The 26,254-nt window shown below is 70.5% G+C and carries 28 protein-coding genes; 13 read left to right on the forward strand and 15 right to left on the reverse strand.

From position 1 onward, the window contains the following. The first annotated feature begins 26 nt into the window (after positions 1-26). A complete protein-coding gene (locus ABZ857_RS00385) occupies positions 27-2,078 on the forward strand; it encodes a glycoside hydrolase family 6 protein (RefSeq protein WP_357035078.1) in 2,052 nt (683 codons plus the stop codon). A 2-nt stretch (positions 2,079-2,080) separates the two neighbouring features. Here ABZ857_RS00385 and ABZ857_RS00390 read toward each other — a convergent pair whose 3' ends face one another. Together ABZ857_RS00390 and ABZ857_RS00395 are read right to left on the reverse strand one after the other, a co-directional pair. Then, positions 2,081-2,758, reverse strand: coding sequence for a DUF4166 domain-containing protein (locus ABZ857_RS00390; protein ID WP_357035081.1), 678 nt, complete (start codon positions 2,756-2,758; stop codon positions 2,081-2,083). Continuing rightward, a complete protein-coding gene (locus ABZ857_RS00395; protein ID WP_357035084.1) occupies positions 2,755-3,438 on the reverse strand; it encodes a hypothetical protein in 684 nt (227 codons plus the stop codon). Before ABZ857_RS00395 ends, ABZ857_RS00390 begins: the two co-directional genes overlap by 4 nt. Positions 3,439-3,711: 273 nt before the next feature. On the opposite strand from ABZ857_RS00395, the gene ABZ857_RS00400 reads away from it, so the two are divergent. Then, positions 3,712-4,617: a YDG/SRA domain-containing protein gene (locus tag ABZ857_RS00400; protein WP_357035087.1), complete on the forward strand. Its 906-nt coding sequence runs from the start codon at positions 3,712-3,714 to the stop codon at positions 4,615-4,617. 56 nt (positions 4,618-4,673) lie between these two features. On the opposite strand, the gene ABZ857_RS00405 is transcribed toward ABZ857_RS00400, so the two are convergent. Further along, complete coding sequence (locus ABZ857_RS00405; RefSeq protein WP_357035090.1) at positions 4,674-5,333, reverse strand: DUF5919 domain-containing protein; 660 nt, start codon at positions 5,331-5,333, stop codon at positions 4,674-4,676. Positions 5,334-5,538: 205 nt separating this feature from the next. Here ABZ857_RS00405 and ABZ857_RS00410 point away from each other — a divergent pair, with 205 nt between their 5' ends. From ABZ857_RS00410 to ABZ857_RS00430, 5 genes are all read left to right on the forward strand, one after another. Next, complete coding sequence (locus ABZ857_RS00410) at positions 5,539-5,760, forward strand: hypothetical protein (protein WP_357035093.1); 222 nt, start codon at positions 5,539-5,541, stop codon at positions 5,758-5,760. A 50-nt stretch (positions 5,761-5,810) separates the two neighbouring features. After that, positions 5,811-6,104, forward strand: coding sequence for a hypothetical protein (locus ABZ857_RS00415; RefSeq protein ID WP_357035095.1), 294 nt, complete (start codon positions 5,811-5,813; stop codon positions 6,102-6,104). Between the two features lie 62 nt (positions 6,105-6,166). Further along, a complete protein-coding gene (locus tag ABZ857_RS00420; protein ID WP_079315603.1) occupies positions 6,167-6,379 on the forward strand; it encodes a DUF397 domain-containing protein in 213 nt (70 codons plus the stop codon). 61 nt (positions 6,380-6,440) lie between these two features. Next, positions 6,441-6,860 carry a hypothetical protein gene (locus ABZ857_RS00425; RefSeq protein WP_357035098.1) on the forward strand — a complete coding sequence of 140 codons (420 nt, stop codon included), beginning with the start codon at positions 6,441-6,443 and terminating at the stop codon, positions 6,858-6,860. A gap of 53 nt (positions 6,861-6,913) precedes the next feature. Then, a complete protein-coding gene (locus ABZ857_RS00430; RefSeq protein WP_357035102.1) occupies positions 6,914-7,162 on the forward strand; it encodes a hypothetical protein in 249 nt (82 codons plus the stop codon). Between the two features lie 21 nt (positions 7,163-7,183). Here the strand turns inward: ABZ857_RS00430 and ABZ857_RS00435 are convergent, their stop codons facing one another. Next, the gene (locus ABZ857_RS00435; RefSeq protein WP_357035105.1) at positions 7,184-7,513 is read right to left on the reverse strand and encodes a prevent-host-death protein; all 330 of its coding nucleotides are present in this window, start codon (positions 7,511-7,513) and stop codon (positions 7,184-7,186) included. A gap of 94 nt (positions 7,514-7,607) precedes the next feature. Between ABZ857_RS00435 and ABZ857_RS00440 the strand changes: the two genes are divergently transcribed. Then, on the forward strand, positions 7,608-8,132 hold the full coding sequence (locus tag ABZ857_RS00440; protein WP_357035108.1) for a GNAT family protein: 525 nt from the start codon (positions 7,608-7,610) through the stop codon (positions 8,130-8,132). Between the two features lie 13 nt (positions 8,133-8,145). Here the strand turns inward: ABZ857_RS00440 and ABZ857_RS00445 are convergent, their stop codons facing one another. Then, a complete protein-coding gene (locus ABZ857_RS00445; protein ID WP_357035111.1) occupies positions 8,146-8,946 on the reverse strand; it encodes an alpha/beta hydrolase in 801 nt (266 codons plus the stop codon). Between the two features lie 214 nt (positions 8,947-9,160). Between ABZ857_RS00445 and ABZ857_RS00450 the strand changes: the two genes are divergently transcribed. Next, positions 9,161-9,796 (forward strand): DUF4328 domain-containing protein, encoded by a 636-nt coding sequence (locus ABZ857_RS00450; protein WP_357036191.1) that lies wholly within the window; start codon positions 9,161-9,163, stop codon positions 9,794-9,796. A 51-nt stretch (positions 9,797-9,847) separates the two neighbouring features. On the opposite strand, the gene ABZ857_RS00455 is transcribed toward ABZ857_RS00450, so the two are convergent. From ABZ857_RS00455 to ABZ857_RS00470, 4 genes are read right to left on the reverse strand one after another with little or no spacing between them, the layout of a single operon-like run. Next, complete coding sequence (locus ABZ857_RS00455; protein ID WP_357035114.1) at positions 9,848-10,453, reverse strand: response regulator transcription factor; 606 nt, start codon at positions 10,451-10,453, stop codon at positions 9,848-9,850. Beyond that, on the reverse strand, positions 10,450-11,610 hold the full coding sequence (locus ABZ857_RS00460; RefSeq protein ID WP_357035117.1) for a histidine kinase: 1,161 nt from the start codon (positions 11,608-11,610) through the stop codon (positions 10,450-10,452). Before ABZ857_RS00460 ends, ABZ857_RS00455 begins: the two co-directional genes overlap by 4 nt. A 10-nt stretch (positions 11,611-11,620) precedes the next feature. Then, a complete protein-coding gene (locus tag ABZ857_RS00465; RefSeq protein WP_357035120.1) occupies positions 11,621-12,334 on the reverse strand; it encodes an ABC transporter permease in 714 nt (237 codons plus the stop codon). Then, positions 12,331-13,242 (reverse strand): ABC transporter ATP-binding protein, encoded by a 912-nt coding sequence (locus ABZ857_RS00470; protein ID WP_357035123.1) that lies wholly within the window; start codon positions 13,240-13,242, stop codon positions 12,331-12,333. Before ABZ857_RS00470 ends, ABZ857_RS00465 begins: the two co-directional genes overlap by 4 nt. Before the next feature lie 202 nt (positions 13,243-13,444). Here ABZ857_RS00470 and ABZ857_RS00475 point away from each other — a divergent pair, with 202 nt between their 5' ends. Together ABZ857_RS00475 and ABZ857_RS00480 are read left to right on the forward strand one after the other, a co-directional pair. Next, on the forward strand, positions 13,445-14,431 hold the full coding sequence (locus ABZ857_RS00475; protein WP_357035125.1) for an ATP-binding cassette domain-containing protein: 987 nt from the start codon (positions 13,445-13,447) through the stop codon (positions 14,429-14,431). Then, positions 14,428-15,273, forward strand: a complete 846-nt coding sequence (locus ABZ857_RS00480; RefSeq protein ID WP_357035128.1) for an ABC transporter permease — start codon at positions 14,428-14,430, stop codon at positions 15,271-15,273. Before ABZ857_RS00475 ends, ABZ857_RS00480 begins: the two co-directional genes overlap by 4 nt. A 1-nt stretch (position 15,274) precedes the next feature. On the opposite strand, the gene ABZ857_RS00485 is transcribed toward ABZ857_RS00480, so the two are convergent. The 3 genes from ABZ857_RS00485 to ABZ857_RS00495 all read right to left on the reverse strand — a co-directional run bounded on the left by ABZ857_RS00485 (position 15,275) and on the right by ABZ857_RS00495 (position 19,965). Then, positions 15,275-18,445, reverse strand: a complete 3,171-nt coding sequence (locus ABZ857_RS00485) for an AAA family ATPase (protein WP_357035131.1) — start codon at positions 18,443-18,445, stop codon at positions 15,275-15,277. A gap of 61 nt (positions 18,446-18,506) precedes the next feature. After that, on the reverse strand, positions 18,507-19,298 hold the full coding sequence (locus ABZ857_RS00490; protein WP_357035135.1) for an alpha/beta hydrolase: 792 nt from the start codon (positions 19,296-19,298) through the stop codon (positions 18,507-18,509). Between the two features lie 22 nt (positions 19,299-19,320). Then, the gene (locus ABZ857_RS00495) at positions 19,321-19,965 is read right to left on the reverse strand and encodes a dihydrofolate reductase family protein (RefSeq protein ID WP_357035138.1); all 645 of its coding nucleotides are present in this window, start codon (positions 19,963-19,965) and stop codon (positions 19,321-19,323) included. An 88-nt stretch (positions 19,966-20,053) separates the two neighbouring features. Between ABZ857_RS00495 and ABZ857_RS00500 the strand changes: the two genes are divergently transcribed. Next, entirely contained in the window at positions 20,054-20,551 is a 498-nt protein-coding gene (locus tag ABZ857_RS00500; protein ID WP_357035141.1) for a helix-turn-helix domain-containing protein, read from the forward strand. A 168-nt stretch (positions 20,552-20,719) separates the two neighbouring features. Here the strand turns inward: ABZ857_RS00500 and ABZ857_RS00505 are convergent, their stop codons facing one another. From ABZ857_RS00505 to ABZ857_RS00515, 3 genes are all read right to left on the reverse strand, one after another. Continuing rightward, positions 20,720-22,657 carry an acetoacetate--CoA ligase gene (locus ABZ857_RS00505; protein ID WP_357036194.1) on the reverse strand — a complete coding sequence of 646 codons (1,938 nt, stop codon included), beginning with the start codon at positions 22,655-22,657 and terminating at the stop codon, positions 20,720-20,722. A 62-nt stretch (positions 22,658-22,719) separates the two neighbouring features. Next, a complete protein-coding gene (locus ABZ857_RS00510; protein ID WP_357035144.1) occupies positions 22,720-23,643 on the reverse strand; it encodes a serine hydrolase in 924 nt (307 codons plus the stop codon). Continuing rightward, the gene (locus tag ABZ857_RS00515; protein ID WP_357035147.1) at positions 23,640-24,587 is read right to left on the reverse strand and encodes a LysR substrate-binding domain-containing protein; all 948 of its coding nucleotides are present in this window, start codon (positions 24,585-24,587) and stop codon (positions 23,640-23,642) included. The genes ABZ857_RS00510 and ABZ857_RS00515 overlap by 4 nt, the downstream gene beginning before the upstream one ends. 108 nt (positions 24,588-24,695) lie before the next feature. On the opposite strand from ABZ857_RS00515, the gene ABZ857_RS00520 reads away from it, so the two are divergent. Then, the gene (locus ABZ857_RS00520; RefSeq protein WP_357035150.1) at positions 24,696-26,243 is read left to right on the forward strand and encodes a penicillin-binding transpeptidase domain-containing protein; all 1,548 of its coding nucleotides are present in this window, start codon (positions 24,696-24,698) and stop codon (positions 26,241-26,243) included. Positions 26,244-26,254: the final 11 nt, after the last annotated feature.

Consider the following 26,254-nt stretch of genomic DNA (forward strand, 5'->3'; position numbering starts at 1 on the left):
GCCTGCGGGCAGGTGACCCGCACCAGGTGGGGCCGTACCGGCTGGTGCGCAGGCTGGGCGAGGGCGGCATGGGCACCGTCTACCTGGGCGAGGCACCCGACGGCACGCGCGTGGCGGTCAAACTGCTCCACCACACGATCGCCGCCGACCCCGACTTCCGCCGCCGATTCCGCCGCGAGGTGGAGGCCGCCAAACGAGTCGCCCGCTTCTGCACCGCCGCCGTCCTGGACGCCCAGGTGGATGACGCGGTGGACGGCGAAACGGTCTATCTGGTCACCGAGTACGTCCCCGGGCCGACCTTGAGGGAGGCCGTCGAACGCGACGGCCCGCTACGCGGCTCCAGCCTGGACGGGCTCGCCGTCAGCATCGCGACCGCCCTGCGGGCCATCCACGCCGCCGGCATCATCCACCGCGACCTCAAACCCGGCAACGTCCTGCTGTCCCCCATCGGCCCCAAAGTCATCGACTTCGGCGTCGCCCACCTGACCGACATGGCCGGACACATGAGCAGCGCGGTCGTCGGGACACCCTCGTTCATGTCGCCCGAGCAGTTCGAGGGCGGCCCGCTCACACCCGCCTCGGACGTCTTCGCCTGGGCGAGCACGATCACCTACGCCGGCACGGGCCACGCCCCCTTCGGGCACGGATCGCTCCCCGTCGTGCTCAACCGGGTCGTCAACGGGGCGCCCGACCTGACCGGCCTCGACGGACCACTCGGCACGCTGGTCGCCCGCGCTCTGGCCAAGAACCCGGCCGAACGGCCGACCGTGCAGGACATTCTCGACACGCTCACCGGTTCCACGGCACCGTCCGTCGCCACTCTGCCCGGGAGTGGTGGGAGACGCCGCCGCAGCCTGATGATCGGGACCGGGGCGGGCGCGCTGGCCGTGGTCGCGGTGGTGGCCGCCGCCTGGCTCGGCACCTCGTCGGGCTCGCCCTCGTCCGGCTCGTCCGCCACATCGGGGGCCACGTCGGCGGCCCCCTCAACGGCCACCCTGGCCGCCGCTCTTCCGTCGACTTCCCCCGCCGACACGGGTGGCAATCCGTTGCGCGAGCCCGGCGTACGGTTCGCGTACAAGCAGGAGCCCGACCCGCAGCGCCAGGCGGACGCCTGGGACACGCAGGGCAGGAAGGCCGACGCCGCGCTGATGCGCGCCCTTGCCGCGGTGCCACACTCGGTGAACCTGAGCGGACCGGCCACCGAGGTCGAGGACACGGTCAGGTCCACGATGCGGCTCGCCGCGGCCCACGATGCCACACCGGTGTTCCTCACGGATTACATCCCCCTGACAGACTGCTCCGATCGCGGGGCGCCGAACGAGCGGACGTACAAGGACTGGATCGACCAGGTCGCGGCCGGCATCGGCACGGGCCGGGCGGTGGTCGTACTCGAACCGAACAGCCTGACCAAAGTGCCCGGCACCGACAACTGCGAGGCAGGCGGCACGGCGGGGACCGCCGAGCGCTACCGCGAACTCGGCTACGCCGTGGACCGCCTGGGGGCGCTGCCGCACACGGCCGTGTACCTCGATGGCGGCATCCAGGGCTGGCCCGAGTCCGTCGCCGACATCGCCGATCGGCTCGTCAAGGCCGCGGTAGGGCGGGCCGACGGCTTCTATCTGAACAGCTCGGACTTCCAGCACACCGACAGCCTCCTCCGGTATGGGGAGAAGCTCTCCCGCTGCGTCTACCTCGTCACTGCCAAGGGTGGAAGCACGTGTGCGGGTGCCGACATCGACGCCGTGCCGGCCGACGCACCGCTGACGCACTTCGTCATCGACACCAGCCGCAACGGCAGGGGCGTGTGGAAGGCTCCCGAGGGCAAGTACGCCGACCCCCAGTTGTGGTGCAATCCTCCTGGCCGCGGCGTCGGCCCCCGCCCGACCACCGACACGGGAAACGAGCTGGCCGACGCCTTCCTGTGGATCCGCGATCCCGGCCAGTCCAGCGGCCGGTGCCTCCGGGGCGGCCCCGGGCCGGAGGATCCCGTGCATCACCAGGTGGACCCCGTCGGCGGCACCTGGTGGCCCGCCCTGGCTCTCGAACGCGCTCGCAACGCCGTCCCCCCGTTGCGCTGATTTCACAGGCGTGCCTCTTCGCGCCGCGGCTTCAGGGTGGCGGGCACGCCGTGCTCGGTGACGTCGACGTACCGGGCGTTGAATGCGCCCCAATAGCCGAACATGGGCCCCAGCCTGTGGTGAGAGACCGTGACCCCGACGCGGAACTCCCCCGCCTCGTCGTCGTACGACTCCCTGACGACGGCCGTTCCCGTGACCACTTTTGGCAGTCTGCACGAGAGCCAGCCCTCGTGCAGGCGGAACCCGTCCGAGCGGATGACCAGGCCCCCGCGCTCGTCCACGTGGAAGTGCAGGTCCACGGCCAGATGCTGGTGCGAGCCCAGGTAGTCGACGATGCCGTCTCTTTCGAGGTCGTACACCATCTGGGCGTCGAAGCGTCTGCGGTGGCCGTGCAGGTCGAAGGTCCGGACGAAGGTGACCGTCTCCCGCCCGTACGAGTCGACGTACGGGTAGTTCTCGATGGTGAACGGCACCTGCCGGCCCTGCTCGGGAACCAGGATGTTGCGGGTTCCGCCGAGGGCGAGGAACGGCCGGGTGAAGCCCGCGTGCCAGATGTGCTCCATCACCCCCGTGCCGACGCAGGCCCGCCCGTCGGTGACGCTGACGCCGAAGCGTCGTTGCAGTTGCGGGTGCAGCCGGGCGAAGTCGGCGCCGAGTGCGCGTTCGAAGATCGAGGTCATGGTGTCTCCATCAGGGTGTGCGGGGCTTTTGTCGCCTGGCTGTTGGGCGGGCGGCGCAGGCAGCGGCGGGCCGCAGGGGTTGACGGGAGCGGCGGCAGAAGGACCGCCAGCGCCGCGACCAGGACGGCGGCTGTCGGCGGGGCCGCCGCGACGGCCGTGGCGGTGACGAGGGTGCGCAGGGAGAGTTCGGCGAGGGCCTGCCAGAGGGATCGCTCGGGCGTTTGGCCGGTCTCCAACCAGAGGCGGAGCCGGTCGAAGGACCAGGCCGTCGCCCAGCCGATAAGCGGCCGGAACACGAGGTCGACGGCCTTGCCCCAGCCCGGGCGATAGCCGTACCGGGTGATGAAGCGAACACCGTCGCTCGTGGGGACGTACCGCCAGTAGCCGGAGCCTGAGCGGATCAGCGAGAGCGGGTGTCCCGAGGCGAAGCGCAGCGCCGACGTCCTGTCGTCAGTGTCGTGACGATCCCCTGTTGTGACACCAGTGCCGGTGATGACCAGCCCGGGCAGCAGCCGAAAGGCGTACCGGAACCGCTGCGGCTCATCGTCGGCACGCGGCAAGTAGTCGATCTCCGTGAACCGCAGATCCCAACGTTGATGCAGCTCAGGCCGCTGTGTGAGCCCCCAAAGGGCATCCATGTCAGCCCGAATCAAGCCCTCGACGTACACGAACCGACCCACACGCACCCTCCGCCGTCTTGAGCGGTTGCTCAAAATGGAGGGTAGGCCGATTTAAGCGACCGCTCAAGTAGCACTCGACTGGAGATGGATGTTCAGGTGACAGCCCTCACCACCTGACGCCCTAGTTTCGGGACGAGGAGCTCATACCGGCACCTGCCCGACGTTCCCGCGGAAGCACTCCAACCAATAGGCGTTGCGCTCATATATGCCTATATGACCACAAATCGGGCTAAGGCACTCTTGTAGTTACTCCATATGCCATCATGTTGCAGCATGGCAGTACAGTTCGGACACATCGCGGGTTACCCCACAGGCTCACCATTCAAGAACAGAGAAGAACTTCGAATTGCCGGCCTGCACTCGCAGAACATGGCAGGCATATCCGGCAACGCCAAAACCGGAGCGGACGCAATCGTAGTATCTGGCGGATACATAGACGATGCGGACTACGGGGAAATCATTATTTACACTGGACATGGGGGACGCGACCCAAATACTGGGCGCCAGATTCGAGATCAAGAGTTAACCGACTCAGGAAATGCCGCTCTCGTTCGCAGTGAATTAGAGGGACTGCCGGTACGCGTCATACGAGGACGTCACAACAAGCGGCATCACCAGTCGCCATTCGCACCAAGTTCGGGCTATCGATACGACGGACTCTATCGAGTGGAAAGCCATTGGGCCAAGATGGGGGTGGACGGCTTTCGCGTCTGGCAGTTCCGCCTGGTCAAGCTCGAAGATGGGGAAATATCGACACCAGAATTCACCAGTCCTGCGTCGATTGATCAGTATGCCGTCGGGCCCGCTCCGGTAACTACCTCGGTCATACAGCGCATCGTGCGAAATAGCATGATCGCGCACATCGTTAAGTCCTGGTACTCCCATGAATGCCAGGTCTGCGGACTTGCCATACAAGTAGAGGGAGGCCTGTATAGCGAAGGTGCTCACATACGCGGCCTGGGGCAGCCTCACCATGGTCCCGATGTACCGGAAAATCTCCTCTGCCTATGCCCGAACGACCATGTACGCTTCGATAACGGCGCCATCTACCTTACGGACGATCTACATGTTATGGATGCATTAACTGGCCAAGCAGTAAGTCAGCTGCGCGTGCACAAGAACCACAAAATTGATCTTAGGCACGTTGCTTACCATCGAGAGTGCTGGACCAAGGACTAGATGTAGCCAGTTCTCCACGGTCATGCGATTAGCGACAAGCAGGGGAACGTATCGCGCTACATCTGCCGCCATATTTCTCGGCCGGCTGACCACAGTTCGTTGACGTGGTACGCGAAGCGGTCGTAGAGGCCGTCGTCCTGCTGGCGCTTGAGGTGCAACAGCGGCGAGTCGTGGCCGACCAGCTTGGCCAGGTGCGGGGTGACGAGCATCTCGTCGTCGAACTGGAACGCCGACAGGGCGATGTGCTCGTCACCGAAACGCGCCTCGATGCCGGGCACGTCCTTGAGCTGGTCGAGTTCGGCCAGCGTGATCCGGATGCGAGTGGACACCGTGAGCGGGACCGCTTCTGTTTCCTCGCGTCGGCGGGTTACCTCGCTGTCGGGGTCGCCGATCAGGAAGCGGATGCGGCATCCCTGCTCAGCCTTGCGCTTGAGCACCTTCGCCAGATTGGGGTGCTCCAACCAGAGGAAGTAGTTCGTGTATCCGGCCAGCGTGATTGTCGACTTCGCGTCGGTGATCAGCGCCCGCCATACGCTCTTCGGGCAGGCTGACCGGTAGGGGTAGACCGACACGACTTCCCGATCGGGTCCAGTCTTGACCGTGTTCCTTATCGCCTCAGGCCATAACACGGACTCATCCACTCCCAACGCTTCGGCAGCGGCCCACCGATGACGTGGGTGCGGCACGCGTGCCTCGTCAGCCAGCCAGCGGGACACCGTCTTAACGTCCACCTCACACCGCAGCGCGAGATCCCTTTCGGTAAGTCTCGCACTGGACATGGCCTGGCGTAGAGAGTGATTGGTCATCGGCGACCTCCAATCGGGAGGACGTTGAGGACGTATCCAGACGGTAACGCGAAACGTCCCGCACGTCCCGAGAACGCAGTGTAAACGCCCTGACACAGTACGTCACCCTGTCGCCATGTCCACGACGACAACCTTTGAGGATCTGCAGGCAGCGTTCCCTCGCTGGACGATCTGGCGGAGCTCAGCGAACCGCCTATGGGCCACGCGCAATCAGCGGCTCACTGACGCGCAGTTGAGTCACGGGCTGAGCCACACCATCGACGCTGACGACGCCGACCAACTCGTTGCGCAGCTCCGCGACCAGGAGGATCTCGCCGCAGGGTTCTTGCCCCAGTGAGTGGTGGCGTATCTGGCCTCCGAGCGTCCGCGCTCCGGGCGCTCGAAGCTGTGACCCAGCCCGAGTCCGCCTGTCCCGGGTTGCATGTGGCTCCGGAGCGGCCGGGGCACGTCGCGATCCGGTGGATGCGCGAGACCCGGCGCAGTGTCCGGGCCCGGGTCGTCGCCCACACCTGCGACCACTGCTCGCCACTGGCCTACGAGCTGTGCGCGTCCGGCGGGCTGCTGTTCGTCCGCCGTACGGACAGAACCGCCAACACGCCGGAGGTCCGGGAGACCGAGCGCCTGCCCGACGCACGGGCGCGCCGGATGTGGCTGGACCTGCTGCTCGGCCGCGCTCGCTGAAGCCCGCAAGACGCCCGCCCGGCGAACCGTCCGAGGCGGGATCACCAACAGGAAGGAACGCGATGGACCTGTACGACCGCGACCTCGCCGGAGTGCGCTTCCGGCGGCTGTGCGGCGGCAACCAGCAAGAAGAGGACATGGAGTCCTGCGTCGAGCTGGCCCCGATTCCGGGCGAGGCCGACGCGTTCGCCCTGCGTGACAGCAAGAACCCGGATGCCGGGACTCTCCGGTTCACCGGTGCCGAGCTTCGCGCGGCCGGCCTGACCACACTGTAGGAGCACGGTGGCCCCTGCCCGCTCGCACCAGGCAGGGGCCACCCCCACTGTACGGAGCGTCATGCACCTGCACTGCTACGTGTGGAGCGGGATCGGGGAAGAGCTGCGCAACGAGGCCGAGCGGCGACCGCCGCTGCCGCCCGCCGACCCCGGTCCGTTCACGAGCTCCCCGCTGCCGCCGATGCGAACGTGCGACTGGCTGCTGAAGCCGGCCCGCCGGATCGATGCCTCTCCGGCCTCGCTCGACGACGCGCTCGCGTGGCTGGCCGACCGCTACCGTACGGCCGAGGGCTCCTTTCTCCACCCGGCCGACGAAGCCCGGATCGGCCTGGACCTGCGGCTGGAGACCGCCCGCGAGGCGCTCACCAACGGCGTGGACGTGCAGTGGGGCATCTGGCTCACCGGCGGCCGATTCCTCACCTGCGGCGTGGTCTGCTGCTCCCCCAACCGCCACGCCGCCTACCGCTGCCCCGCTGCCTGATCCAGTCGGAAAACCCTTGCTCGCCGTCCCCCGGATTGATCAAACTGGGCGGCATGCCGCGAATGACCTCAAAAATCCTCGACATCCAGCGGTGGGATGCGCGTCTGTTCCGGAATCCGTCCACTGATGGTGCGCAAGGCAAATGCAGCGCACACGGTAAAGACTCCTGCAGCCGCCCGGCCGTCGCGTACGTCGCACTCTCGGACGCGAGAACCGAACGCAAAGAGTGGGCCGCCTGCGACGAGTGGCTCGCGACCAATGAAGATGCAGTCGCGTTCTTGGCCGCACACCCCCTGAGCTGAAGGATCCTGTGCCCGCAGAACCTAAGCGGCGACTACCGCTGCCGGGCCCCTGGCCGCGTCCAACAGGTGATCCTGCCAGTCCGCGGCATACTCCCGAAGTGTGTCGATCATCTCGTCGATGGCCTCGTCGAACGTCCGCCCGTCCGCGGCGACCGGCAATCCGGGAATGAAGACCGACCACCCTCCATCCTCAGCCACCACCTGGGCGTTGGACGGGCATCCTCTGGCCAGGATGCGGCGAAGGCGCTCGCCGTCGACCACTACAGCACTTTGGACACCATGACGAACGGCCGCACTTCGACCCCGCTCGGCCGCGTCGAGGAGCTCCTTGAGCTTGGCGCTGGCCGTCACGACGACCGTCGGAGAAGGGCCGGCCCCTATCTCGGCAGACATGGGAGCCGGAGTGATGACACGATCTTGACGGGCAAAAGGAGGAGGTGGCGCGGTGAGTGCGCTTGAGGTGCGGCTGCGGCCGGTGACGGAGGGCGATCTCGCCATGTTCCGGCGTTTCGCCACGGAACCGGGATTGATCGGCCTGGACTGGGCCGGGTTTCGCGACGCCCAGGCACCGGCACGTCGCTTCGCCAAGGACGGCTACCTGGGCGAGGACGACAGCAGGCTCATCGTCGAGGTCGACGGCACGGCCGCGGGCTTGGTGAGCTGGTCGGCCCGAGGGTTCGGGGTCTCCCGATACTGGGAGACAGGGATCGCTCTGCTGCCGGACTGGCGTGGGCGCGGCATCGGCTGGCGCGCTCAGGCGATGCTGTGCGACTACCTGTTCACCCACACGCCGGTCGAGCGCATCCAGGCGGCCACCCATCCGGAGAACATCGCGGAGCAGAAGTCGCTGGAGAAGGCCGGATTCAGGCTGGAGGGCGTCCTGCGCGCGGTGGAGTTCCGCGCCGGTCAGTGGCGCGACGGCTGGATGTACAGCAGGCTGCGCAGCGATCCGTACCCGCCGAATCCGTGAGCCGCCCGCGTGCTCATGCGGCGCGATGCTCGTCCACCCGGTCGAGCCATTCGGCGACGAGCGCGCGGAACAGGCCGGGCTGTTCGTGCGGCAGCGCGTGGCCGGCCCGGTCCAGGACGGCGAACGTGGCGCGCGGATACCGCCCCACCAGCTCCCACGCACCGGCGTACCCCACGGTGGCGTCCTGGCGCCCGGCGACGATCAGAGTCGGGCCCGTGTACGCGGAAGTGCTGCTCAGCCGCCACCTCTCGAACATCCGCCCGAGGCCGTCCCGGTCGACGAGGGGCAGGGCCGGAGCCACGTGCTCCTGGAACCGCCTGAGCGTGTCAGGCGTCTGCACCACGAAGTAGTCCCGGAACTGGGCCTGCTCGGCCGGGTCCAGAACATCGGCCACGTCGACCGAGGCGTGCAGCACCGCGTGTGGGGGCACGTCCCGCGCCTCCTCGCCGAGGGGACAGATCAGCGCCAGCCCCGCGACCTGAGCCGGGCGCCGGTCGGCGACGGCCCTGGCCAGGTACGCGCCGAAGGAGTGGCCGACGACCGCGAACTCCTCGTCGCAGACGACAGCGTCGACCAGGCCCAGTAAGAGATCGAGGACATCCTCGCAGCCACGGAACCAGTCCGGCACCGGAGTGCGCCCCATGCCGGGCAGATCCGGGTAGACGCGCCGGCAACCAGGCCGGTCACGGAACACCGGCTCCAAGGCGCCGACCATCTCCCGATGGTCGACCCCCGCTCCGTGCAACGCCACCACGGGGGTTCCGCTGCCGCACTCGACGTAATGCACCGATCCGCCGTGAACCTGTGCTTCCACGCCGACAACCTAGCGGGTAACGAATTCGCCCGGCACGGAATCACCGATCCCAACGCGATCACAAAACCATTCCAGATGAGAAACACGGAGAATAAAGTCCACATAAGCCTCGGACAATGACTCGTCACCCTATTTCGAGGAGTCTTTCGTGTACCCCACACCACCGCCTATGCCTCTGCGTCCGATACGGAGTCTGGGGACGGCCGCCGTCGTGATGCTGGCCGTCGATTCCGCGGTGTGCGTGTTCGCCTCCGCCATCGACGCGCAGCGGGCCGCGCTCGTCGACAGGTTCTTGGCCGACACGGACTCCGTCCCCATCGGCGATCTCGAGACCAGTGACGCGCTGTACGGCCTGTCCGGGCTGGTGGAGACCGTCGTCTACGTCGCCACCGCCGTCATGTTCCTGGTCTGGCTGTTCCGGGCCCGCGCGAACGCCGAGACGCTGAGCCCGTGGCCGCACCGGCGCGCCAGGCCCTGGTTGATCTTCGGGTGGATCGTGCCGATCGTCAGCTTCTGGTTTCCGAAACAAATCGTCGACGACATTTGGACATCCTCCAAGCCCGGCGCGATCGAAGAGACCGGAAATCTCGCGACCGCCCGGCGTTCCGGCCTGGTCTGGGCCTGGTGGCTGGCGTGGTTGGTCACTACATTGGCGACCAGAGTGGTGAACCGGAGGTACGCGAATGCCGAGGAACTGCCGGACATTCGGGATGCCGCCGTTTTCGACATCGTCGGCAACGTCCTGACCATCGGCACGGCCGTCCTGGCCATCGCGGTCGTCCTGGCGATCACTCGCTTCCAGGAGGAACGCCGCCAAAGCGCGGCATGGGGGTGGATTCACGCAGCGTAAAGGTCAGCACCGCGAGCGTGCCACATCGTCCCATCGGCCCATCGCGCGTGCCTAGAGCCAGCCGTGCTCGTCGGCGATCCGGGCGGCTTCGGCGCGGGTGCCGGCCCCCGTCTTGCCGATCGCCGCCGACAGGTGGTTGCGTACGGTCCCGGCGGACAGGTGCAGGCTCCGAGCGATCTCCGCCACGGTCCCGCCCCGCCGGGCCGCCCGCAGCACGTCGCGCTCCCGCGCGGTCAGCGGGCTCGATCCGCTGGCGAGCGACTCGGCGGCCAGGGCGGGATCGACCACGCGCAGGCCCGCGTGCACCCGGCGCACCGTGTCGACCAGATGCTCGGGCGGGGCGTCCTTCACGACGAAGCCGGAGGCGCCGTTCTGCATGGCGCGGGCGAAGTAGCCCGGCCGCCCGAAGGTCGTGCAGATCACCACCCGGCAGGACGGGAGCGCGGCGCGCAGGTCGGCGGTGACCTCCAGCCCGTCCCTGCCCGGCATCTGCACGTCCAGCAACGCCACATCGGGAACAGTCCGCCGCGCGGCCTCAAGCACCTCCTCGCCCGAGCCGACCTGGGCCACCACCTCGATGTCGGGCTCCAGCGCGAGCATCGCCGCCAGCGCGCCGCGTACGAGCGCCTGGTCGTCCGCGAGCAACACCCTGATCATGCGCGGCTCGCCCGCAGCCGGAAGCCACCGGCGGGCAGCGGGCCCGCCTCGATCCGTCCGCCGACGGCGCGCAGCCGTTCGGCCAACCCGCAGAGCCCGTTGCCCGGCCTCGCCGCGTCCTGCCGGGGGCCGGGCCCGGGGCCGGGGCCGTTGTCGCGCACCTCCAGCCAGTCGTCTCCGAGCAGCACCTCGCACCGCGTCGCGCCGCTGTGCTGGATCACGTTGGTGACCCCCTCCCTCAGGACGTACGCGAAGGGCTCGGCCAGTTCGGCCGGGACGTGGTCCGCGGACGGCGGCAGGACGGCGCTGATCCCGGCGGCCCGCAGCGCGGCGCGCGCCCCCGCCAGCTCGGCTGCGAGGGACGGCCGGCGGCGGCCGGACACGGTCAGGCGCACCTCGGTGTGCGCCTGCCGGGACAACCGCTCGACGTCGCGCAACTCGGCCAGCGCCTGTTCCGGATCGCCGCCGCTCTCCAGCACCCGGCGGGCCAGGCCGGCCTTCACGGTGATCGTGGTGAGGCTGTGCCCGAGCACGTCGTGGAGGTCCCTGGCGAGCCGGTCGCGCTCCGCCGCCGCGGCCAGCACCTCGATCTCCTCGCGGGCCTGGCCGAGCTGGACGACGAGCCGGATCAGCAGCGTCACGGCCACCGGGATCACGATCCCGGGGACGAGCCCGCCCACGTCCTCCCAGTGAACGGGACCCGGGGCCGTCCAGCGCGCGAGCGCCTGAACCGCCCAGGTCCCGAGCCCGAGCAGCACCCCCCAGCGCGCGGGGAGCAGCCAGGCCGCCACCGCGAGCACGAAGCTGAACGCGCCGGCGTGGCCGAGGTAGAGCGGGCCGTTGCGCAGCAGGGCCGCCACCGCCGCCAGCGCGAACATCGCCCCGACGAGCAGGATCCGCCGCCGGGGCGGCAGGCGAACCCCGGCGATCATGGCGCCGAGCCAGCCCGCCGCGTACAGGACCGTGGCGGCTCCGATCGCGATCCGCACCGCCGTCGGCTCCGGCCACTCCCCGTCCGGTCGCAGCGCCTCCCACAGCGGCCAGAGCAAGAGAAGTGACAGCACGACGACGCCGCGGATGTGAGCCGCGCGGGAGCCCGGTCGCGCCTGGTTCCACACGGGCCAGGCGGAACGCCCCCACACGCCCTGATCGCCCACGCCGTTCACCCTAGGCCCGAGCCGTTTCGAGGCGATAGCGGACGGCCACGACGGCGCCCAGCACGAGCGCGTACAGCGCCAGGACCAGCGTGGCCTGCCCGGCGCTGCCGCCGGGCGCGGCGGCGTGCCCGACCTGCGCGAGCCAGTAGCTCGGCAGGACCTTGGCCACCGCCGCGAGCGTCCCCGGGAACGTCTCGACCGGGATGAACAGCCCGCCGACGAAGCTGAGCACCAGCACCACGGCCCCCTGGTACGCCTGCAGGTTCTGGGCGGTGGCGAACTGGCCGATCAGCAGGCCGAGCAGCGCGAACGGCACCGTGCCCGCCCACACGCCGAGCACGGCCGCGACCCAGGCGCCCGCGGGCAGGTCCACTCCGCTGACGAGCCCGGCCGTCAGCGACACCGCGGCCACGGGCGGCAGCGCCACCACCATGGCCACCGACACCTTCGCCAGCAGGTAGCCGAGGCCGCTGAGCGGGGTCAGGCGCAACTGACGCTGCCAGCCGATCGCGCGTTCCACGGCCGTACGCGCGCCCGTGTCGAGCGCCGCCTTCAACGCCCCGAACGCCGCCACGCTGCCCATGACGTAGGGCGCCGGGAGGCCCAGGTCGGCGAAGCGGTCGGCCATCACCAGATACAGCCCCACCGGCAGGGCGACCGCGAAGAGCAGGAACTTCGAGTCCCGCAGTGTCCGCCTGATCTCGAACGCGAGATATCCGGTCATCGCACGGCCTCCGAAGCTCCGGTGAGGCGCAGGAACGCGTCCTCCAGGCCCAGCGCGCCGACCTCGATGTCCCGGGCGTCGGGATGACGCGTCAGCAGTTCCCGTACGGCCAGGTCGGAGTCGGTGCAGCGCAGTTCGGCCCTGCCCTCGCCGACGTGCGCCGTCGTCACGCCCGGCAGCGCGGCCAGGTCCTCGGCGCGGGCGCCGGGCACGGTCGCGCTGACCGTACGGCCGGACACCTCGGCCATGACCGCCGCCACCGGGCCGTCGGCCACGATCCGGCCCGCGTGCATCAGCACGACCCGGTCCGCGTACGCCTCGGCCTCCTCCAGATAGTGAGTGGAGAACAGCACGGTGCGGCCGGTCTCGGCGAAGGCGTGCATCGACTGCCAGAACTCGCGCCGGGCCGTCACGTCCATCGCCGCCGTCGGCTCGTCGAGCACCAGCAGGTCGGGGCCGGACACCAGCGCCATGGCGAACCGCACCCGCTGCTTCTGGCCGCCGGACAGCCGGGCCGCCCGCCGGTCGGCGAGGTCGGCCACCCCGGCCCGGCGCAGCGCCTCCTCTACGGAAAGCGACGTTCGGTGCAGTGACGCGATCAGCGTCACGGTCTCCCCTACGGTCACGTCGTCGAGCAGCGCGCCCTCCTGCGGCATCACGCCGATCACGCCGCTTCGCACCGCCTCACGGGGGGACGCGCCGAACACGGCGATCTCCCCGGCGTCCGGACGGACGAGCCCGACGACCATGTCGATCGTGGTGGACTTGCCCGCGCCGTTGGGCCCGAGCACTGCCACCACCTCTCCCCGGCCCACGGCCAGGTCGATCCCGTCGACCGCGCGGGTCTCGCCGTACGTCTTGCGCAGCCCCGCCACGGACAGGGCGGGGGCGCCGTCATGAAGGTTCATACGGCAAGCCTCCGCCGCCGCCCCGGTGAGGACCTCCGCCGTCTGTCACGACCCGCCCACGACAGATGTCACGGTGACGTCGGCGAGCCCGCCAGCGCGCCGTTTGTCGGCTGTGTCTCCCGCTAGATCGGATCTAGCGGGCGCCGGCCCCGGATCTGGCGCCTCTTCCGTGAAGGGTTGGACGGAACGGAGACAAAAGATCATGAGGGACCTGGCGATAGAGACATCGGGCCTGGTCAAGACGTTCGGCGAGAACCGCGCGGTGGACGGGCTCGACCTCACGGTGCCCGCGGGCACGGTGTACGGCGTGCTCGGCCCCAACGGGGCGGGGAAGACCACCGCGGTCAAGATGCTGGCGACGCTGCTGCGCCCGGACGGCGGCGAGGCCAGGGTGTTCGGCCACGACGTGCTGCGCGAGCCCGACGCCGTACGCAGCCGGGTGAGCCTGACGGGCCAGTACGCCTCGGTGGACGAGGAGATGACCGGGATGGAGAACCTGGTCCTGCTCGGCAGGCTGCTGGGCCACAGGAAACCCGCCGCCAGGGACAGGGCCATGGCGCTGCTGGAGGCGTTCGGGCTGACCGAGGCAGCCGGGCGGCAGGTCAAGACCTACTCCGGCGGCATGCGCAGGAGGCTGGACATCGCGGCCAGCATCCTCAACACGCCCGACCTGCTGTTCCTGGACGAGCCCACGACCGGCCTCGACCCGCGCAGCCGCAACCAGGTCTGGGACATCGTGCGGATCGTGGTCGCCCACGGCACGACCGTGCTGCTCACCACCCAGTATCTGGACGAGGCCGACCGGCTGGCCGGGCGCATCGCGGTCATCGACCACGGCAGGGTCATCGCCGAGGGCACGCCGGGCGAGCTCAAGTCGTCGGTCGGCTCGGGGTCGGTGCACGTGCGGCTGCGGGACGCCGCGCAGCGGCCGGAAGCGGAGCGGGTGCTGGCCAGGGAGCTGAACACCCAGGTCCACCCGGAGGCCGATCCCGTGGCCCTGACCGCCCGCATCCCCGGTGAGGACGCGGACGCCGGCGCGGAGCGTGCCTCGCGCGCCCTCGCGGCGCTGGCCGCGTCCGGCATCGTCGTGGACGACTTTTCCCTCGGCCAGCCCAGCCTCGACGAAGCCTTCCTCGCACTCACCGACAGAGCTCTCACGGACAAGGAAATGGAGGAGACCGCGGCATGAGCGCCACGACCACCGAGACCGGGCCGTCCTTCGTCCCCGCGGCCGAGACGCTGGGGGCGGTCCTGGCGCCCGGGGCCCGCCCGCCGCGTCCGAGCGCCCTGTCGGCCTCGCTGACGTTCGGCTGGCGGGCGATGCTGAAGATCAAGCACGTGCCGGAGCAGCTCTTCGACGTCACCGCGTTCCCGATCATGATGACGTTGATGTTCACCTACCTGTTCGGCGGCGCGCTGGCGGGCTCGCCGACGGAGTATCTGCAGTTCCTGCTGCCGGGCATCATGGTGACGAGCGTCGTGATGATCACGATGTACACCGGGGTCGAGGTCAACAAGGACATCGAGAAGGGCGTCTTCGACCGCTTCCGTACGCTGCCGATCTGGCGGCCGTCCACCATGGTCGGCTACCTGCTCGGCGACGCGTTCCGCTACACGATGGCGGCGACGGTCATCCTCGTGGTCGGCCTGGTGCTGGGCTTCCGTCCGCAGGGCGGGGTCGCCGGCGTGGTGGCCGCGATCGCGCTGCTGGTGGCCTTCTCGTTCGCGTTCTCGTGGATCTGGACGATGTTCGGGCTGCTGCTGCGCAGCGAGAAGTCGGTGATGGGCATCAGCATGCTGGTGCTGTTCCCGCTCACCTTCCTCAGCAACGTCTACGTGGACCCACGGACCATGCCGGGCTGGCTGCAGGCGTTCGTCGGCGTGAACCCCATCTCCCACCTGGTCACCGCGGCGCGTTCGCTGATGGCGGGCAGCCCGGACACCGGGGAGATCACCTGGGTGCTGGCCTGCGGCGCGGTGTCGATCGTGGTCTTCGGCGCGCTGACCATGCGCCTCTACAACCGCAAATAGGTCACAGACGCCAGGCGATCTCACGCTCGGGCTGGTAGCGGCAGGTGGCGCCGGTGGAGACGGCGGCGCGCAGATGGGCGGCCATCTCGGGATGGAGCCGGTCGAGCTTGCGCAGCACGTCGCGGATCCGGGCGGTGACGGCCTTGCGGGCGCGCTCGGTCTCGTCGCCGAGGCGGCGGTCGCGCCCGCCGAGCCCGGAGGCGGAGCGCAGCTCGGCCAGCAGGGCCGCCCGTTCCCTGTCGAACTCCGCCGCCCGGCCGTCGTCTCCCCGCTCGGCCGCGCGGTCGATCTCCTCGTCCAGCAGGGCGAGCCGGCGCCGGTATCGCGCCTTGGCCTCCTCGTCGAGGACCGCGTCGCCGCCCATCCCCCGGGCGGCGACGACGAGCTCCCCGCCCTCCGGGTCGAGCAGCCGTACGGCGGGCAGGTCGGCCCCGGGATGGCCCAGCAGGCGGTGGAGGTCGCGCAGGCCCTTGGCGTCGGGCAGGTGAACGGTGTGGCCGCCGAACCCCAGGGTCCAGACGGCGCCGTCCCGCCGGAACTCGGCTCCGGGGCCGGGCGTACGGCTCCTGCGGACGCGCTCCACGATGTGGCCCATGCCGAGCCGGGCCGCTTCGCCCGCCACGTCCTCCAGCAGCTTTCCCGCCTCGTCCGCGTCGCCCGGGCGGCCCCGCCGCAGCAGCGCCTCGCCGAGATGGGCCCGCGCCTCGACGGACCACGGGCGGGCGAGGAGCAGATCGGCGGAGTGCCAGGCGGCGGTGAACCCGTCGACCGCCTCGTCCCAGCGTTCCTGCGCCGCGTCGACGAGGGCGCGCTGGAGGATCACCGGGCCCCCGATGTCCCAGCCGTACATGGAGACCGCCCAGTTGCCGAGGTAGGGGTCGAGCTCGGCCCGTGCCTTCTCGCACAGCTCCGGGTCGCGCGACCACGCGGCGACCATGGCCCGGAACCGCAGCCACAGGGGCTGAATCGAACGCCGCGGCTCACCCCTGGCCATGGTGTCGCGGAGGTGGCGCAGCGCGGTGCCGCCGTCGCCTCTCCGCAGCGCGGTCATGGCCTCCAGCAGGCTCGGACAGGGGTGCCGGCTCCTGCGCAGCGCACGGTGGATCTCGTCAAGGTCGTCGTAGCGGCCCTGGAGCATCCGCACCGCCCAGCGGTGGTGGTCCAGCATGTACGCGAAGTGGTCGTGCCCGTGCTCGAACCCGGCGAGCTCGTCGAGCAGGGTCTCCGCCTGGTCGAAGTCGCCCATGAGAGCGGCGATGATGCTGCGGTCGCTGGCCGTGGCCATGTCGATGCGCGGCAGGTCGGTGCGGCCGCCGAGCGCGACGAACTCGCGGAACTGGCCGAGATAGGCGGGGTCGCCCTGCTCCAGCAGCGCCACCCAGCGCAACGCGGCGGCGACGCTCTCCATCTCCACGTCGCCCGCGCGGCGAGCCAGGGTCAGCAGCTCACCGGTGAGCGCCACCCTCTCCGGTGCGGTGCCCAGGCCCCAGATGGTGTCGTGGTAGGCCCACAGGCTGAAGGCCAGCGCCTCGTCGTCCTCGCCACGCCGGGCGAGCACGGCGACGTGGATGGCCAGGTCCCGGGCGAGACGGTCCGGGGAGAGCCCGTCGCCGGAGGTCCGGCCGTCCCGGACCAGATCGCCGTGCGCCTCCCGCAGCAGGTCGGCGCCGAGCGGTCCGCTGTCGCCGCCGCAGGCCGCGTGGACGGACAGCGCGACCCGGGCGACCAGCTCGTGGTCGCCGGTCTGCCGCGCGACGGCGGCCGCCTCCTCGAACGCCCGCCGGCCGCCGTCGCGGTCGTCCCCGTGGTAGAGCTCGCGGCCGAGTGCCAGTGCGATCACGACATGCCGCCGCGGCTCACCGGCGACGGCGGCCAGTTCGAGCGCCCTGCGGTAGTGCCCGAGCGCCTCCTCGGCGGCCAGGCGGCCGGCGGCGTCACGGGCCGCGGCCAGCAGCCGCTCAACCGCGTGGGCCGGCTCGACGTGGTCGCCGGCGAGGTAGGCGTGCCGGGCCACGTCGGCGGGAAGCACATGCTCGGCGAGGCCGGGCGACCGGTCGACGGCGTGGACGACCGCGGCGTGCCGGACAGGCGCCGCCTTCTCGTCGAGGGACTCGTAGAGCGTCTGGCGGACCAGGTCGTGCGCGAAGGCGAACGCCTCCCCGCCCCTCGCGACGACCAGCCGGGCGGCCACCGCCTGGTCGAGCAGCCGTTCCACCTGGAGAACGGAAGTGGCGGCGACGGCGGCCAGCACCTGGCGATGGAACTCGCGCCCGAGCACCGCGGCGGTGGCGAGAAGGTCCACGACCGGCGCGGGCAGCAGGGACAGCCGGCGCAGCAGGGTGTCGCGCACACCGGGAGCGATCGTGGTGACGGAACCGCCGCTGCGCCACAACCGTGCCGTCTGCTCCACGAAGAAAGGGTTGCCTCCGGTGCGCCTGTGCACCTCGGCGACGAGGTCTGCGGACGGGTTCAGGCCGGCGGCGCGGGTCATCAGCGCGCCGACCTCCTCCCGTTCGAGCCCGGTCAGGGTGACCGTGGTCGCCCGCGCGGCCAGCGGCAGCACGAGGGGCCGCAGCGGATGGTCCGCCGCCTCCACCTCAACGTCGCGGTAGGTGCCCACCAGCAGCACCCGCTCGAACCAGGTGTGCCGGGCCGCGAACTCCAGCAGCCTGAGCGACGCGACGTCCGCCCAGTGCAGGTCTTCGAGCACGACCACCAGGGGACGGCTCTGGGACACCGCCACCAGGGCGCTCGTCACCGCGTCGTACAGCCGGAAGCCCTCGGCCGCGTCGGCGCTCGGCGACTCGCCCAGCAGCGCGGCCAGTTCCGCGCCCGCCGCCTCCTCGGCCGCCGCCCACTCCCCCGGCGCGGCGCCCCGCCCCAGCCCGCGCAGGACCTGCACCCACGGCCAGTAACCCGGGGCGCTGTCGGAGTCCCAGCACGATCCGCTGAGGACCAGCGCCCCCAGCCGTCTGGCCTCCTCCGCCGCACTGGTGACGAGCGTGGTCTTGCCGATGCCGGCCTCGCCGGCGACCAGCGTCAGGCCGCCGTGGCTGCCGACCGCCCGTGCGATCTCGGCGCGCAGTATCGCGGCAGGATGCTCCCTGCCGATCAGCTCAGTGCCGATCAGCTCAGTGCCGATCAACCCAGTGGTCGCGCCGTCGATTCGCATGCCGACTCGAAGGTATCCGCCTGCTCCGACAATTTCGGGCCGTCCGGCGCGGGCACGTGCGTCAGCCGAAGAACTTCGTGAGGATCTGCGCCAGCGCCGCCGGCCGGTGCAGCACCCCGTGGTCCTCTCCGGGCATCACCTGCAGTTCGGCGCCGGGCACGGTCGCCGCGACGGCCTTCGTTCCCTCCGCGAGGCCCGGCGAGGTCTGGTCGCCGTAGACCGCCAGCACCGGCACGCCGATCCCCGCGAGCCGGTCGTACGGCATCATCTGCCAGGGCGCGCTGACGAGCACGTCGTACGGCAGGCTGGGCGCCTTGTCGGCCAGGAACGCCCACTCCTCCCCGGCCTTCATCCCGGCGATCGCCTCGGCCGGGACCCCGACCGCCTCGTGGAGGAACAGCTCCACCGCGCCGTCGCGGTCACCGGCGGCGACCAGGGCCTTGAGCCGGTCGTAGAGGTCGGCCGCCGGCCTCGGCTGGTTCTCGTCGGCGCAGTACGGCGGCTCATAGACGGCGACCCGGTCGATCGGCAGCCCACGCATGGCCCCCTCCAGCACGAGGACGGCGCCGGAGGAGTGGCCGAACACCGAGGCCCGGCCGCCCACGTGCTCGATGACGGCCGCCAGGTCGTCGGCCTCGTTGGCGACCGAGTAGTCGTCGCTCCTGTCGTCGCTGGCCCCCCGGCCGCGCCGGTCGTAGGTCACCACGGTGAACGCCGACGCGAGTTCGGCACCGAGCCCGGCCACGGTCGAGCGGTCGTTGAACGCGCCTCCGACGAGGATCACCGGCGCGCCCTGGCCGATGGTGTCGACGGCGAGGGTCGTGCCGTCCTTGGAAGTGATGTTCTCGGTCATGTCTGTCAGCCTTTCAGGGTGTCTACCGTCGCGTGAAGGTCATGTGGGTGACGCCGCTCGGGGTCGTCACGGACTCGATCCGGAAGCGCTTCTCGAGTCCTTCGAGCCCGTCCCAGAGGCGTTCGCCACGGCCCAGGACGATCGGGACGACGGCGACGTGCATGTGGTCGATCAGGTCGGCGGCCAGGAACTGGCGGACGGTGCTCGGGCCGCCGCCGATCCGCACGTCGAGACCGCCCGCGGCCTCACGGGCCTGACGCAGCGCCTCTTCCGGGGTGGCGTCGACGAAGTGGAACGTGGTGCCGCCCTCCATCTCGACCGAGGGCCGGGGGTGGTGGGTCAGGACGAAGACCGGCGTGTGGAACGGCGGGTTCGGCCCCCACCATCCGGTCCAGTCGTGGTTCTCCCACGGGCCTCGCTGCGGCCCGAACTTGTTGCGGCCCATGATCTCCGCGCCGATGCCCGCGTCCCACGTACCGGTGACGGCGTCGTCGACCCCGGCGCTCCCGCCGGTCTTCCCCTGCATGGCGTGGAAGGTCCGGGTCGTGAAGAACCACTCGTGGAGCCGTCCACCCGCGTGGCCGAACGGCTCGTCGAGGCTCTGTCCCTCGCCGGTGGCGAAGCCGTCCAGGGAGACGGCGAAGTTGTGCACCCTGACACGAGACATGCGCGAACTCCTACTGGTTGCGGGTTGCAATCACTAGACGGGAGCGTAGAGTAGGTGATGGCAAAATGCAATCAGTTGGAGGTCGGCCATGCGAGACGAGCCGCGGTCGGGGTGTGCGATCAACGCGGCGGTGGAGGCGCTCGGAGACAGGTGGAGCCTCATCGTGCTGCGTGACGTGATCTTCGGAGGGCGCCGGCACTTCCGCGATCTGCTCGCCAACTCCGAGGAGGGCATCGCCTCGAACATCCTCAGCAGCCGCCTCAAGGCCCTCGTCGCCGGAGGTCTCCTGACCCACGAGGACGCGGGGCGGGGACGACGGGGGACCTACAGCCTCACCGAGGCGGGCATCCAGACGGTTCCGGTCATGGTCGCACTCGGATCCTGGGGCCTGCGCCATCGACCGACGACACCGGAGCTGAGCATCCGGGCACGGCTGCTGGAGGAGGGCGGTCCACCCCTTTGGGAAGACCTGATGGACGAGCTGCGCGAGGCGCATCTGGGCATCCCCCGCCCGGACCACGGTCGCCCGCGCGCGTCCCAGCTGCTCCAGGAGGCGTACGAACGCGTCCTGGCTACGTCATCCTGACCTGTGCGGCGAGCACATGCGCGGACCGGAACAAGGACTCTCCTTGGTCACCGGAGACGGCCGAATTCCCAAATACGCATCCCGGGACGGAGACGTCGCCGCCGGGCCGGGATAAGTGCACTTCTTGGAAGTCGACTTCTGAGAAGTGCACTTATACACACCGACGTCCTACTGCTGCGGCGCGAAATGAGTGAGGACCTCGGGGTTGGCCATGGCGTCGGGGTTGGCGGCCTTCTCGACCGGAGTGCCGAGCAGGATCTTCCGTACGGGGACCTCCAGCTTCTTGCCCGACAGCGTCCTCGGGATGCCGGGGACCACCTGGATCTCGTCGGGCACGTGCCGGGGCGACAGCTCGGTGCGCAGGGCCGTACGCAGGCGGGACACCAGTTCGTCGGACAGCGACGCGCCGTCGGCGAGTGTGACGAACAGCAGCAGCCTGCCCTCCTGGCCGAGCTGCCCGGTGTCGATCACCAGGCTGTCGGCGATCTCCTCGAAGCGCTCCACGACGCGGTAGAACTCGCTGGTGCCCATCCGCACGCCGCCGCGGTTCAGGGTGGAGTCGGAGCGGCCGTAGATGACGCAGCCGCCGTCGGGGAGGATCTTGATCCAGTCGCCGTGCCGCCAGATGCCCGGATAGTCGGCGAAGTACGACTCCCGGTAGCGATCGCCTGAAGGGTCGTTCCAGAACATGACCGGCATGGACGGCATGGGCCGGGTGATGACGAGCTCCCCCACCTCGCCCACGACCGAGGCTCCCGCGGGGTCGAAGGACTCGACGGACGCGCCGAGGCAGCGGCACGGGATGACGCCGGCCCGGATCGGCAGCAGCGGCACCGCGCCGACGAACCCGGTGCACACGTCGGTGCCGCCGGAGAACGAGCCGAGCTGCACGTCGGGCTTCACGTCGGAGTAGACCCAGGCGAACCCCTCGGGGGGCAGCGGCGAGCCGGTCGAGCCGATGCCACGCAGCCGGTCGAGTCCCCGCGGCTTCACCCCGGCCTTCATCGACGCCATGATGTACGGCGCGCCGGTGCCGAAGTACGTCACGCCCTCCTCGGCGGCGAGCCGCCACAGAGCGCCGGTGTCGGGGTGGGCCGCGCTACCGTCGTACAGCAGGACGGCAGCCCCCACCAGCAGGCCACCGATGAGGTAGTTCCACATCATCCAGCCGGTGGTGGTGTACCAGAAGAACACATCGCCCTCGCCGAGGTCCTGGTGGAAGGACAGCGACTTGAGGTGCTCCAGCACGATCCCGCCGTGACCGTGGACGATGGGCTTGGGCAGGCCGGTGGTGCCCGACGAGTACAGCACCCACAGCGGATGGCCGAACGGCACCCGCTCGAACTCCAGCGGCGCGGTCTCGGCACGCAGGTCGTCCCAGCTCAGCGTGGTTTCGGGGGTGGTATCGGGGGCGTCATCGGGCGCCTCGGCGCCGAGCGCGGGGATCCAGACGGTGGCCTGCAGCGACGGCAGCTTCCCGGCGATCTCGCGCACCACCTCCGACCGGTCGTACGCCTTGCCGCCGTAGCGGTAACCGTCCACCGCGACCAGCACCTTCGGCTCGATCTGCGCGAACCGGTCGGTCACGCTGGGCGCGCCGAAGTCGGGCGAGCAGGAGGACCAGATCGCCCCGAGCGAGGCGGTGGCCAGGAAGGCGATGAGGGCCTCGGGGATGTTCGGGACGTAGGCGGCGACCCGGTCGCCCCGCCCGACGCCCAGCCGCACGAGCCCCGCCCTGACGCGGGCGACCTCCTCGCGGAGCTCACCGAGGGAGTACTGCCAACGGCTACCCGATTCGTTGCGGAAAATCACCGCCGTCCGGCCGGGGTGGCCGCGCAGTGCGTTCTCGGCGTAATTCAGGGCCGATCCCGCGAACCATTCGGCGTCCGGCATCGTTCCCTGGATGACGGGCCCGTCGCCACGCGTACCGACCACACCGAAGTAGTCCCATATAGACGTCCAGAAGTCGGCCGGAGACTCGACCGACCACTTCCACACGTCCTCGTAGTCCCCCGTACGGCCCAGTCGTTCCATGTAACGGGTGATCCGGGCCGCACGTACGACGTCGGGCGTGGGTTCCCAGAGCAGAGCGCCTTCCTCGACCATGCTCCCATCTTTGCCACGCTTGAGCCGCATGTCACCCTCCCCGCCCACATAGAAAGGGTCTGTCATATGTGGGTTTTGAGCTGGTCGATCGCCATCCGGGCGGCGGCTCCGATCGCGGCGTCGGCCCGAGGCTGGTTCTGCGCCGTGCTGAGCGACCGGGTGAACACGGCCACGGCGTAGCGCCCGCCGTCGGGATACTCGACCACCCCGACCTCGTTGCGGAGCGTGGGCAGCGTGCCCGTCTTGCCGCTCACCGCGACGTCGTCGAACGGGAAACCCGAGGCCAGCCGGTGCGGCCACACCTGCAGGGCCATGAGGCGGCGGATCGCCGCGCAGGAGGCCTCTCCCGCCGCCTCGTCGCGCCAGATCATGGCCAGCAGCCGGGTCATCTCACGCGGCGTGCTCCGATTGCCCTTCATCGGGTCGAGCGCACGCAGCCGCGCCACCACCTCGGGGTCGGTGCACGCCTGACTCACATCGGACTGGTCCGCCACGCCCGCGTCCACCCACAGGCTGGTGAGCATCTCGCGGCAGTCCTGCACCACCCGCGTCGCCCCCAGCCCGAGGCCGTCGAGCAGCGTGTTGACCGCCTCCAGGCCCACCCGGGCGAGCAGCACGTCGGCCGCGGTGTTGTCGCTCACCGCCATCATCAGGTACGCCAGGTCGCGCAGCGACAGCGTGGCGTCGTCCAGCATCGCCGCCAGCCCGGTGCCCCCGCCCGTACGGTCCGCCGCCGGCACCCGGACGCGTTCGGTGAGGTCGAGCAGCCCGCGCTCGGCCTGGCGGTGCAGTTCCAGCAGCAGGGGCACCTTGAAGACCGACGCGAGCACCACCGGCTCGTCGGCCCGCAGGCCCACCTCTCGTCCGTCGTCGATGTCGACGGCATGCAGCCACCCGGTGACGCCAGCGTTGCGGAACACCCGCTCCACAGGGTTCATGCCGGTGTTCATGCCGGTGTTCATGCCGGTGTTCATGCCGGTGTTCATGCGAGGAACCCGGTCGCCGGGCGCGGCGCCACCCGCGGCGCGGGCGGCACGCCTTCGTCCGTCATGCCGGCGCTCTCTTTCAGCACCTGTACGGCCACGGCGGTGAAGTCTCGCACGTACGGCCCCGGCTCGGCGCGCCAGGCCGGGGAACAGCGCCAGGCCAGGGGCGCACCCGCGAGGGGACGCCACACCACGCCCGGCATCTCCGCGGGGACGCCGAACGCGACGGCCGTGCCCGACAGGACCAGACCGAGGGCGAACTCCGCGCGCTCCGTGCAGATGATCTCGGTGGGGACGAAGCCGCCGCGGCGGCAGGAGGCCAGCGTGTCGTCGTACAGGCCGGGCTCGGCGTCCCGGGGGAACAGCACCAGGTCTCGCCCGGCCAGGTCGCCGAGGTGCACCGTCGCCCATTCGGTCAGCTCGTCGCCCTCGGCCAGCAGGACGCCCGGGTGCCGGACGAGCACCGGCCCGTAGGCGAGCCCGTTCGCGGCGACCGGATGGCGCAGCAGCCCGACGTCGAGCCTGCCCTCCAGCAACGCCGCGACCTGCGCGGCCGTGCCCATCTCGGTCAGCGACAGCCGTACGTCGGGGCGGCGGTCGCGAAACCCCGCGATGAGCGCGGCGAGCACGGCGGCGCCGAGGTCGGCGGGGACGCCCGCCCGCACGACCGCCGCGTCGCCGCGCGCCAGGTCGGACATGAGGTCGCGCATCCGCTCGACCCTGGCGACGATCTCGCGGGCCTCGGGCACCAGCAGCCGTCCCGCCTCGGTCAGCGCCACCCGGCGGCTCGACCGCTCGAACAGGCGCACACCCAGCTCCTCCTCCAGACGCCTGATGCGCTGGCTCAGCGGCGGCTGGGCCATCCCCAGCCGCGCGGCCGCGTTCCCGAAATGCAGCTCTTCCGTCACAACCAGGAAGTAGCCGAGATGCCGGACCAGGTCCACGAGCTGGGAGCATATCCGAATCGAACATGAAGCGCGTTGATATCCATATTGGACATACTCCCGGCCGGTCTGCTGCTCTTGGCGTGCACTCGACTCGAAGGGGGACACATGCGAGAGCGAAGGCGCTGGCCGTATGTCACGGCGGCGGTGCTCGTGCCGGTGGTGGCCGCGGGGGCGGCCATCTGGGCGCTGCGCACGAAGGGCTCACCCGAGGAGACCGCACGGGACTTCCTCGCGGCCTGGTCGCGCTCGGACTACGCGGCGATGCGCACGCTCGTCGCCGACCCGCCGGCCGGCTTCGACAGCACCTACCGCCGTTTCCACGACGACCTGAAGCTCACCGGGCAGCGATTCCAGGTGACCGGCGTCCAGGACGACACCGTACGGTTCCGGGCCCGGCTGACCGGCCCACTGCCCATCGCGTACGACGGGAGGCTGCGGCTGGTCGAGCGCGACCGCGCCTGGAAGGTGGCCTGGACCCCGACGGCCGTCCACCCTCGGCTGACCGACGGCATTCGGGCCAAGCTCACCACCGTGCCCGCCGAACGCGCCCCGATCACCGCCGCCGACGGCACCCGCATCGACACGCCGGACGTCCCCGGCTCCGTACAGCAGATCGTGGAGGGGCTGCGGGAGCAGTACGGCCCCCGTCTGACCGGCACCGCCTCCGCCCGGGCTGACCTGGTCGACTCCCAGACAGGCTCGAGGATCGCCACGCTCGCCGAGGGCGGAGCGAAGCCGGGCAAGCCGCTGCGGACGACCCTCGACCTGCGGGTGCACCGGGCGGGGGCGCAGGCTCTGGAGGGTGTGGACAAGCCCGCCTCGCTCGTCGCGCTGCGCCCGTCCACGGGCGAGGTCCTCGCGGTGGTCAACAAGCCGGGCGGCTACAACCGGGCCCTGCTCGGCGCCTACCCACCCGGCTCGACCTTCAAGATCGTGACCGCCTCGGCCCTGGTCGCCGGTGGCGTCACGCCCGGCCAGACCGTCGAGTGCCCGGCCGAGAAGACGATCGGCGGCTTCCCGTTCCACAACGCCGAATTCCACGACTACGGCACGCTGCCCTTCGTCGACGCCTTCGCCCACTCGTGCAACACGACGTTCGGCGACATGGCGGTGCGACGCCTCGGCGCCGACCGCCTGTCCAAGGTGGCCGCCGACTTCGGTTTCGGCGCCAGCATCAAGATCGGCGTGCCGGCCGTGGACGCCGCCTTCCCCGCGCCGCGTGACGACACCGACCTCGCGTCCGCCGCCATCGGCCAGGGGCGCGTCCTGGCCAGCCCGCTGAACATGGCCGCGGTCGCGGGCGCCATCGCCGCCGGCACCTGGCGGCAGCCCCGGCTGGTCCCGGCCTCGCTCGTCCCGGACGGTGGCACTTCCCCGCGCACGCTGGAGCCCGCGGTGGTGTCGGCGCTGCGCCGCCTCATGCCCGCCGTGGTCAGCGAGGGCACCGCGAGCGGCGTCTCCTTCCCCGACGGCACGGCCGGCAAGACCGGCACTGCCGAGTACGGCTCGGCCGAGAACGGGGAGAACCCGCCCACGCACTCGTGGTTCATCGGCTACAAGGGCGACCTGGCCTTCGCCGTCGTGGTCGAGGGCGGCGGCACCGGAGCGCAGGTGGCCGCCCCCGTCGCGGCCCGCTTCCTCAAAGCACTGTGATTCCTCGCGTC

The sequence above is a fragment of the Microbispora sp. NPDC046933 genome (genome assembly GCF_040644635.1).
Classification (GTDB): Bacteria; Actinomycetota; Actinomycetes; order Streptosporangiales; family Streptosporangiaceae; genus Microbispora.